This is a genomic window from Marisediminitalea oceani, from assembly GCF_003731635.1.
Classification (GTDB): Bacteria; Pseudomonadota; Gammaproteobacteria; order Enterobacterales; family Alteromonadaceae; genus Alteromonas; species Alteromonas oceani.
This window is the reverse complement of sequence record NZ_RCUA01000075.1, coordinates 1-9,378: the sequence shown is the minus strand read 5'-3', so window position 1 is coordinate 9,378 and position 9,378 is coordinate 1. Positions and strand designations below refer to the sequence as shown.

The window sequence follows — 9,378 nt, the reverse complement described above, 5'->3', positions numbered from 1 at the left end:
AACGAATTAAATCGATCAGATATCAGAGTAATTTAACAAAAGTACGATCTTGCCCTGTGCCCTGTGGGGGGTAACCTCACCGGACTTTGACAAAGTGGAAGGTGATCTATTCCAGTTTGGCGAGGACGTGGCATTCGACCTGTTGTACGCCAAAGTTGAAAAAAATCCTGCGATAGAAGTATTCGCAGCAGAGTCCCGCCTCAAAGAAGCAGAAATACGCCTTGCTCAAACCCAATCCAGTGCCGATATCAGTTGGTCGGTGGGGGTTCGTCGCTTGCAGGAAACCGATGACACCGCGTTGGTAGCGGGTTTCAGCATGCCGTTGTTTTCCGGCAAGCGAAATGTCGGCGCCGTTTCGACCGCGTTGGCCGAAAAAAATCAGGTGTTGGCAGAGCGCGATGTAATGCTGCTGGATCTACACACGCAACTGTTCCGGGCTTTTCACAACCGCAAACAAGCCATTGTCGCGGTAGAGGCACTGCGCACCGCCATCATTCCCGCCCTTGAGCAGGCCCTGGTAGAAACTCAGGCGGCCTATCAACGCGGTCGCTACGGGTATCTCGACTATGTCAGCGCGCGGCAGGAATTATTGAGCGCCAGGCGCACCCAGATCGAAGCGGCCGCAGCCGCCTTAACCTATGGTGCAGAAATTGAGCAGCTAACAGCAGAGCCCTTGGCCTTGACACAGTATGGCGAAGACAACACATTTTCAGGAACCCCACAATGAAATCAAATACCCAGTTAAAAAAATCATTTATCCGTCTAATTACGTGTTGCTTTGCGATCACCCTGTTGTCTGGACAAACTTTCGCCGAGACGGGTCACGGAGAAGAGGAAGAGCACGGTGAAGAAGGCCACGTCGAGCTGACCCAGGAGCAGATAAAACATGCCGGCATTACGCTGGCAACCGTTACCTCGGGCACCATCCGCGATGTTTTGCCAGTATATGGCGTCGTCGCCACCAACGCAGAGCGTGTACAGTCGGTAACGGCACGCTTCGACGGCGTTATTCGGGAAGTTAAAAAAAGTGTTGGTGATCCGGTTCGCAAAGGCGAACCCCTGGTGACTGTGGAAGCGAATGAAAGTCTGAAAACCTATTCGATAGTATCCGCACTCAATGGTGCCGTTACCCAGCGGAATGCAAACGCTGGCGAGCACACTACGGATATCCCGTTGTTGGTAGTACAGGATTTCTCAACGGTTTGGGTGGAGCTGTCGGTTTTTCCCAAGGATGTTGCTCAGGTTGAATTAGGCCAGCGGGTTCGCATTCTCAGTCTCGATTCGACCCATATCGCAGAGGGAAAAATCATCTATATTGCGCCGCTTGGCCAAACTGGTAATCAGGCCATTATGGCGCGCGCTTTGATCGACAACCCGAATGGCATTTGGAAACCCGGTCTCTTTGTCAACGCGCAAATCACCCGCGCCGAAATAGCCGCTCCAATGGTGATCCGCAACGAAGCCTTGCAAATCGTCGAGGATAACCCTGTCGTTTTTGTTCGGGGTGAGGAAGGTTTTGAAGCACGTACAGTGACTTTGGGACGCACCGACGGCGAGCTAAGCGAAGTAGTGTCCGGCCTGTCCGCAGATGAAGTGTATGTCAGCAACAACAGTTTTATTTTGAAAGCGGAATTGGGTAAAGGGGAGGTTGGCGATGATGATTAATCACTTCCTGAAAGACATTCTGCATACCATCGGCCGGAACAGCATTTTCATTGCCGCTCATCGAAGGAGTGTCTGATGATCGATAAACTGATTCAATTTTCCATCGCACGCCGTTGGCTGGTGATGTTTCTGGTGCTGGTAACTGGTGCCCTGGGTGTCTGGAACTATCAGCACCTACCCATCGACGCGGTACCCGATATCACCAATGTCCAGGTGCAAATCAATACCGAAGCTCCCGGCTACTCACCGCTGGAAGTGGAGCAACGCATTACGTACTTGGTGGAACTGGCGATCACAGGGCTGCCCCACGTGGAGAGTACACGTTCGGTATCACGCTATGCTCTGTCCCAAGTGACCGTGGTGTTTGAAAAAGGCACGGACATTTACTTTGCCCGCAATCTTATCAACGAGCGCTTGCAGCAGGCAAAAAGCGAGATGCCTTCAGGAATCGGTCCGGTGATGGGGCCCGTTGCCACAGGACTCGGTGAAATCTTTCACTATGCAGTGCATGCGAAACCGGGCGCCTTGCAAGAAAATGGTGAGCCCTATGATGCGACGGCCTTACGTACCTTGCAGGATTGGGTGATCCGTCCGCAGTTACGCCTGGTTCCCGGCGTCACCGAAGTCAATACCATTGGCGGCTTCGAGAAGCAGTTCCACATCACGCCGGAACCTTCAAGACTGCTGGCCTACCAGCTCAGCTTTGATGATTTAGTAGCGGCACTGGAGAAAAACAACGCTAATATCGGTGCTGGCTATATTGAAAAAAATGGTGAGCAATATTTAATCCGCGCCCCCGGACAGGTGGCTGACATCCCTGCGATCGAAAAAATCATCGTCGCTCGTCGAGCCGGGTTACCCATTACCGTGGCTGATGTGGCCGAGGTCGGATTCGGCAAAGAGTTGCGCACAGGTGCCGCTACTCGCGATGGTGAGGAGACTGTATTGGGTACCGCCGTCATGCTGCTGGGAGGTAATAGTCGGACGGTTTCCCAGGATGTGTCGGCCAAGTTGTTGGAGATCAATAAGACGCTGCCCGAGGGCGTGATTGCCGAACCGGTTTATAACCGTACGGTACTGGTCGATAAAACCATTGCCACGGTGCAGGCCAACCTGGCCGAAGGTGCGGTATTGGTTGTCGTCGTGCTCCTGATCATGCTCGGCAACGTCCGGGCGGCCTTACTCACCGCAATGGTGATTCCATTGTCGATGTTGATGTTGATGACGGGCATGGTGCAAACCAAGGTCAGCGCCAATCTGATGAGTTTGGGCGCACTCGATTTTGGCTTGATTGTGGATGGTGCGGTGATCATTGTCGAAAACTGTATCATGCGCTTGGCTGGGCGACAGCATCATCTTGGGCGCACCTTAAAACTGGATGAGCGTTTTCAAACGGTGTTTGCGGCCACCCGCGAGGTATTTACACCAAGTCTGATCAGCGTGTTAGTGGTGATTCTGGTGAACTTACCCATCCTGGCTTTGACGGGCGTGGAAGGCAAAATGTTTACGCCCATGGCCATGGCGGTAATCATGGCCTTGCTGTCTGCGTTGGTGCTGTCACTCACCTTCGTCCCTGCCGCCGTGGCGCTGTTTATGACGGGGCATATCGAGGAGAAGGACAATTTTATTGTTCGCCACTCCAAACGGTTTTACGCCCCGGTTTTGGCGTGGGCACTCAAATTTCGCGTACTCGTATTGTCTGCGGCCCTGATCTTTGTGGTTTTGGTCGGCGCACTGGCAACGCGGATGGGTACGGAATTTATCCCGAATCTGGATGAGGGCGATATTGCCATCCAGGCGCTGCGAATACCGGGTACCAGTCTCACTCAATCTCTGGATATGCAGTTTCAATTGGAAAAAGCGGTGCTGGAAATCCGTGAAGTCAAAACCTACTTCGCACGCGTCGGCACGGCCGAAGTTGCCAGTGACCCCATGGGACCCAACATTTCCGATGGCTATATCATGCTCAAGGATCGCAGTGAATGGCCCGATTCTGATAAAACCAAAGCGCAGCTGTTAGAAGAAATTGGTGAGAAACTGACGTTGTTGCCGGGAAATGCCTATGAGATCAGCCAGCCGATCCAACTGCGCTTCAATGAATTGATTTCTGGTGTGCGATCAGACCTCGGGATCAAGGTGTTCGGCGATGATTTGGACCAGCTGCTTAAATCGGGCAGCGAAATCGCGGCGGTATTGACTGGCATCGAGGGCGCCGAAGGGGTTAAGGTCGAGCAGGTGTCTGGGTTACCTATTCTGTCCATTAATGCGGATCGTTCAGCCCTGTATCGTTATGGTTTGAATGTCGCCGATGTACAGGACGTGGTCGCCGCCGCCACGGGTGGTGAAGAGGCCGGCCTGATCTTTGAGGGCGACCAGCGGTTTTCGATAGTGGTGCGAGTGGCCGAGGGCATAAGGGGCGACTTGCGCGCGTTGGAACGTTTGCCGATACCGCTGCCAGAGGGCGGCTACGTACCGCTGCGGGAAGTGGCCAGTCTCACGCTGGCCCCTGGACCTAATCAGATCTCTCGCGAAAACGGCAAGCGGCGACTGGTTGTCAGCGCGAGCGTTCGCGGTCGTGATTTGGGTGGTTTTGTGGCTGAAGTTCAGGGCAAAGTTGCGCAGCAGGTGAAATTGCCGCCCGGCTATTGGCTGGAGTATGGAGGCACCTTTGAGCAACTGCAATCGGCCTCGCAGCGGTTAAGCCTGCTTGTCCCCGTCACTTTGGTGATGATTTTTGCACTGTTGATGATGACCTTTGGTTCGGCAAAAGATGCGGCATTGGTCTTCAGTGGCGTACCGCTGGCGCTGACCGGTGGCGTTATCGCCTTGTGGTTAAGAGATATTCCCCTCTCGATCACAGCCGGCGTTGGGTTTATTACCTTATGCGGGGTTTCTGTACTGACGGGGGTCATGATGGTGTCGGCCTTTCGAGATGAGCTCAATCGGGGTGAATCCGTCGAGCAGGCGATTCAGGGCGGCGCCATGTTGAGATTGCGGCCGATTTTGATGGTCGCTCTGGTGGCTGCATTAGGCTTCTTGCCGATGGCACTCAACACCAGCACTGGAGCAGAAGTCCAAAGACCACTGGCCACGGTAGTCATCGGCGGCATTATCTCATCCACGTTACTCACTCTATTGGTACTTCCCGGCCTTTATCGACTGGCTTGGCGAAAGCCAAAAGAGATTTATGACAACGGCGATCCGATCGCTCAGTGACACCCTCAGGATCGCGGCAAGTATCCTCTTGCCGCGATCCATCTAACAGTAATAGCGAATTTTTTTGGAGTATTTACATGAAACAAATTACCGCCTTTATCCACCACGTTCGATCCGCCGATGTCATCGACGCACTGCGTGACGCAGGTTACAAAAACCTATCGCTACTCGACATCAAGGGTACTTTGAAGCCCCTCGGAGAGCGGGAATTGGCCTATTCTGCCGAAGCTGGCGTGGTTATCTCAGAAGTACAATTATCTCTGGTCTGTGATGACAATCAGGTGGATGAGGTGACGGCTATCATACGCAAAACCGGGAAAATCGGACCCAACATATCCGGTTGGGTATACGTCACCCCTGTCGAGCAAGCGCTACCGATTGGAGGAAAAGAAAATTAACTTCATGGCGAACTCTAACCCGACAAACACCTTTTGTGGTTGGCTGTGTCTTTCCGGTTTGATATTACTGATGGACCAGGCGAGTAAGTATGCCGTTGAGCGTACGATAGAGTACGGTGAGCGCGTGGAGATTAACTCAATTCTTAATATCGTACACATGATGAATCCTGGGGCTGCATTCAGCTTGCTAGCTGATGCTGGTGGCTGGCAACGCTATTTCTTTATTGCATTAGCCTCTGGCGTATCGATTTGGTTGGTTTGGACAATGCGGCGGCGTCCAACTCGGCTTGAAGCGGCGAGCTATTCGATGCTGCTTGGTGGTGCATTGGGCAACCTGGTTGATCGTGTATGGCGTGGATCGGTAGTGGACTTTCTTGATTTTCACTGGAGCTATTCTCATTGGCCAGCATTCAATCTGGCTGATACAGCGATATTCATAGGGGTATGTATTTTTATTGTGAGTATCATAGGTAGTAGGAATCATCAAGTTCATGATGAAGGCGATAACAGCGACCATGAAAACAACAAAGGAATGAGGTAAGTGGAGAACACGCTCCCGCTGTGGCATGTGGAGCGTGTTCTCGGATTTATCAATTACTAAATAACCTCATGTCTTGTCCCGTTGAAAAGGCTGCATCAACTGTTGCCAATAGTCAGCTGGATAATTCGGCGTTGAAGCGATACCATGATCCTTAGTACCGATCGTTCGTTCAGAGTCAAAATAAGCCGTTCCCAACAGGCGATCCGTCAAGGTGGTAAAAAGCCCGAAGTTCACATCGCCTTCTTCTGCCGTATTTAAGTGGTGGAAACGATGCACCGCGTTGATTGCGAGAACCCTCCTCAGCGGTCCCGTAAAATACGCCACGTTCGAGTGCTGCAATAGTAACTGAAGCACTACTGCAACCACCAACAACATCAGGACATTTTGTGGCACTCCTACAAAGAGCAATGGTGTCGTTCCTGCGACGGTTTCTATCAATTGATGCAATGGATGTTTCATAAGACCATTAAAACCGTATAGCCGTTTTACGCTGTGATGAACGGCATGAAGGCGCCACAGTGAAGAGAGGCGATGACTGGCAAAATGCGCCAGGGTGATGCCAACATCAGAAATGAGGATCGCCAAAAGTAACTGGAAAGCCAGCGGCCACCCGGAAGGCCATATCGGTGCCAAGACCAGCAAGCCACCAAATAACGGGAGTACAGAAACGCCAATAACATTAAGTGACTCGTTCATAAAGGCGTGAAGCAGATCGCGTCGCTGATCTTGTTGCGGTTCATTAAACGCACGATCATAGGGTGTCAGTTTTTCGGTGGCGAAGGAAATTCCTATAAATACCAAGATCAAAAATACCAGCCAACCTTGGTTGTAACCCTCGGCAACAAGATAGATAGCGACGCCATTTCCGACGAGCAAAAACAACGGCAAATACAGGAGCCTAACCAACCACGTTATGCTACGAATCATTTTAACACTCCTCGCTGATTGAGAGTGTTCAGCATCTCATGTTTACACGTAGCCACATTGAACGAAAGTGCTGTTTATTCTGACAAAAGCCGTTGAATAACTGCCGGGGAAACACCAAAAGCCTCGGTAACAGACCGGCAGAAATGGGCCTGATCGGAAAATCCCGATGCAATTGCCGCATCAGTGAGTGACATTTGGCGTGATAACTCAAACCCCGTTAATAGTTTTAACCACTTTTTATAGCTGCGTAAAGGTAAGCCGGTGCTTTCGGAAAACCAGTGGGAAAAACGACTTGGGGAAAGACGAACTTTCTTTGCCAACTCGGCTCTAGAGATTGATCGCCCATCCATGGCTTCGGCATGTAATGCTTTTAAAATGTGGCTCAATCTGCTCTTTGGATCAGATGTTTGATCGTGCCGGTAGTGACGCTCGAAAGCCTCCAGTTCGAATGAAAGGTTTTCCGTGGCAGTAAAGCGAGATAAACACGCCGTATTGAATTCCTCACGGAGTGTCCCAATGGGTTGCATCAACGGATTTTTTATGTGAGGCAGCAAGGCTTTGCAAATATCATGGGTTGGATCGATATAAATACACAGTACCTCGGCCATTATCAATTGATGAGTAACTCCAGCCGGTATCCATAACCCCTTTTCTTTGTGCCGTGTTTCGCTGGAAATGACTTCAACGTTTGCATCTAAACCGATCGCGATTTGATGCGCCCAATGTTTATGGGGCTTATTGTCTCCTGACTCGCCGAGGAACGCACCGATACCTGGTGTTATCGCTACTGAGCCGCGCCATGGGTTCACTAAAGTATTTGTTGTGATCATTACCCTATCTCTACAAAGGCAGCTTTTCATTGTAGTTGACTGTCTATAAGCGCTTGCAACTTTTCTAGGAGGATAAATGAGGCATTATTGGTGAATTGCTGTCCTTCTTCGATGTACTCCCATACGGTAGCGTCGCTCTTCCAGCCGCCTTGTTTCTTAATAAACTCAAAGTCGATTTTTTCCCTCGCTGCCGATGTAGAGAGGCCACGCCGAAAGCTATGGCTGCTCAAGTCCGGCACGAAATCGAACTGACAGGCGTTGCCCAGAGTCTTGAGTAATTGATTAATGCCACCGGGATTCAGTGCTTTGGGTTGAACCTTATCCCAACGGTTAACGGGACGAAAAACCGGACCTTCATTGATATCAGCCAATTCTATCCAGTTCTTCATGGCCATAGCAGGACAGCAGCCTGGTGCACCGAAAGGTAATGCTCGCACTAAGCCCATGGCTTGTTGATCGGTCTTGGAACGAGACAGCCGGATGAGAAGTCCTTCTGGTTCCCACACCAGATCACCGATTTGAATGGCCACCAATTCGCTACGACGAAAGGCGCCAAAAAAGCCGGTCAACACCAGCGCGATATCCCGCTGTTTCTTTTTGGTGTCAGGCAGTTGCCGCAAGTGATTCACCATCTGGGCAATGTGCTCCAAACGTAATGCCTTGGCTTTGCGTTTGGGTTGGCCTTGAGTACGACGAACGCCTTCCATGGTTTTGCGGACCAACGGATCGCTTACCGGATCGATGAGCCCTTGGTAATGGTGCCATTGGCTAATGGCGGTCAGGTGCAGATCCAGGGTCCGGGGGTTGAGCGATTCGGCTCTGGCCAGCAGGTAACGCACGACAGTATCCCGATCCGAGGGCAGGCGACCACCCCATTTTTCAAATTGGCGAATGGCCGAGCGGTAGGCTTTGCGCGTGTTGTCGGACGTCGCTGCCTGGAGGTAGTGCCGCAATGATTCGGCTTCCTGACGTTCAATCAGGGTCGATTCCTCATTACGTAATGGCAAGTTGCTAGCCGGTTTTGGCGGTTTGTTGTTCATGAATAGGATTTCCTTCGATGTCGCTCAAAAGGCGGCTATGTACCGGCGTTACAAGTCGAAAATTTACGTCAAGATCCATTAACCTACGATAAGGTAGATTATCGGTGGTTAGTATCTTGAATTCAAGCGATCTTGAAAAACACATATATAATGTTATATTACGTGTTATGTAATATGTTACTAAATAATCCGAGAGGAATCACCATGGCCCGTGCCGGAGTCACTTATCACGATATCGCTAAAGCAGCTGAAGTCATTAAAACACATGGCCAGGAACCCACGGTGGATAGGGTGCGCGAGCATCTGGGCACCGGCAGCAAAAGCACCATCGCGCCATTGCTCAAGCGTTGGCGGTCAGACAATGGGGAGGCGGCCGATGTCAGTGGACTGCCGAACGACCTCATCGAGGTGGTAAAGTCCCTGCATGAGCGGGTACAGCAGATGGCCGACCACCGTATCGAACAAGGTCGCCAGGAATTCGAGACTTTAAAGGAAGAACTCCGCACAGAGTTGACCTATGCCAACAACACCATCGCGCAACTTACTGCCCGACAACGGGACCTTGAGAACCAGATAGCACGAATTACCGAGGAAAAAAGCCTGCAAGACAAGTCCCTGGAAGACGCACGCGTCAGGCTGGCAAAGGCCGAGTCTCAGCGGGACGAAGCTCTTACGCGAGCCAACGACTTGAAGGAGAGTGTCAGTGAACTCAGGCAAGAAAACCGGGATATTCGCGATCATTTCGAACATTACCAGCAGCG

The 9,378-nt window shown here is 51.3% G+C and carries 9 protein-coding genes; 6 read left to right on the top strand and 3 right to left on the bottom strand.

The window, feature by feature from the left end:
- The first annotated feature begins 49 nt into the window (after positions 1-49).
- The 5 genes from D9T21_RS19305 to lspA all read left to right on the top strand — a co-directional run bounded on the left by D9T21_RS19305 (position 50) and on the right by lspA (position 5,820).
- Positions 50-727, top strand: a complete 678-nt coding sequence (locus D9T21_RS19305; RefSeq protein ID WP_241155763.1) for a TolC family protein — start codon at positions 50-52, stop codon at positions 725-727.
- Positions 724-1,665, top strand: a complete 942-nt coding sequence (locus tag D9T21_RS19300) for an efflux RND transporter periplasmic adaptor subunit (protein WP_105934548.1) — start codon at positions 724-726, stop codon at positions 1,663-1,665. The genes D9T21_RS19305 and D9T21_RS19300 overlap by 4 nt, the downstream gene beginning before the upstream one ends.
- A 75-nt stretch (positions 1,666-1,740) precedes the next feature.
- Positions 1,741-4,881 (top strand): efflux RND transporter permease subunit, encoded by a 3,141-nt coding sequence (locus tag D9T21_RS19295; RefSeq protein WP_123326838.1) that lies wholly within the window; start codon positions 1,741-1,743, stop codon positions 4,879-4,881.
- Between the two features lie 77 nt (positions 4,882-4,958).
- Positions 4,959-5,279, top strand: coding sequence for a P-II family nitrogen regulator (locus D9T21_RS19290; protein ID WP_105934546.1), 321 nt, complete (start codon positions 4,959-4,961; stop codon positions 5,277-5,279).
- Positions 5,280-5,283: 4 nt separating this feature from the next.
- Complete coding sequence (gene lspA, locus D9T21_RS23045) at positions 5,284-5,820, top strand: signal peptidase II (protein WP_105934545.1); 537 nt, start codon at positions 5,284-5,286, stop codon at positions 5,818-5,820.
- 66 nt (positions 5,821-5,886) lie between these two features.
- On the opposite strand, the gene D9T21_RS19280 is transcribed toward lspA, so the two are convergent.
- The 3 genes from D9T21_RS19280 to D9T21_RS19270 form a co-directional block, all read right to left on the bottom strand.
- The gene (locus D9T21_RS19280) at positions 5,887-6,747 is read right to left on the bottom strand and encodes a sterol desaturase family protein (RefSeq protein WP_123326837.1); all 861 of its coding nucleotides are present in this window, start codon (positions 6,745-6,747) and stop codon (positions 5,887-5,889) included.
- Positions 6,748-6,821: 74 nt separating this feature from the next.
- Positions 6,822-7,577, bottom strand: a complete 756-nt coding sequence (locus D9T21_RS19275) for a helix-turn-helix domain-containing protein (protein WP_050991421.1) — start codon at positions 7,575-7,577, stop codon at positions 6,822-6,824.
- Between the two features lie 26 nt (positions 7,578-7,603).
- A complete protein-coding gene (locus tag D9T21_RS19270; RefSeq protein ID WP_476726848.1) occupies positions 7,604-8,584 on the bottom strand; it encodes a tyrosine-type recombinase/integrase in 981 nt (326 codons plus the stop codon).
- A gap of 195 nt (positions 8,585-8,779) precedes the next feature.
- On the opposite strand from D9T21_RS19270, the gene D9T21_RS19265 reads away from it, so the two are divergent.
- Positions 8,780-9,378 (top strand): DNA-binding protein (locus tag D9T21_RS19265; RefSeq protein WP_241155725.1); only part of this gene is annotated, 599 nt, incomplete at its 3' end.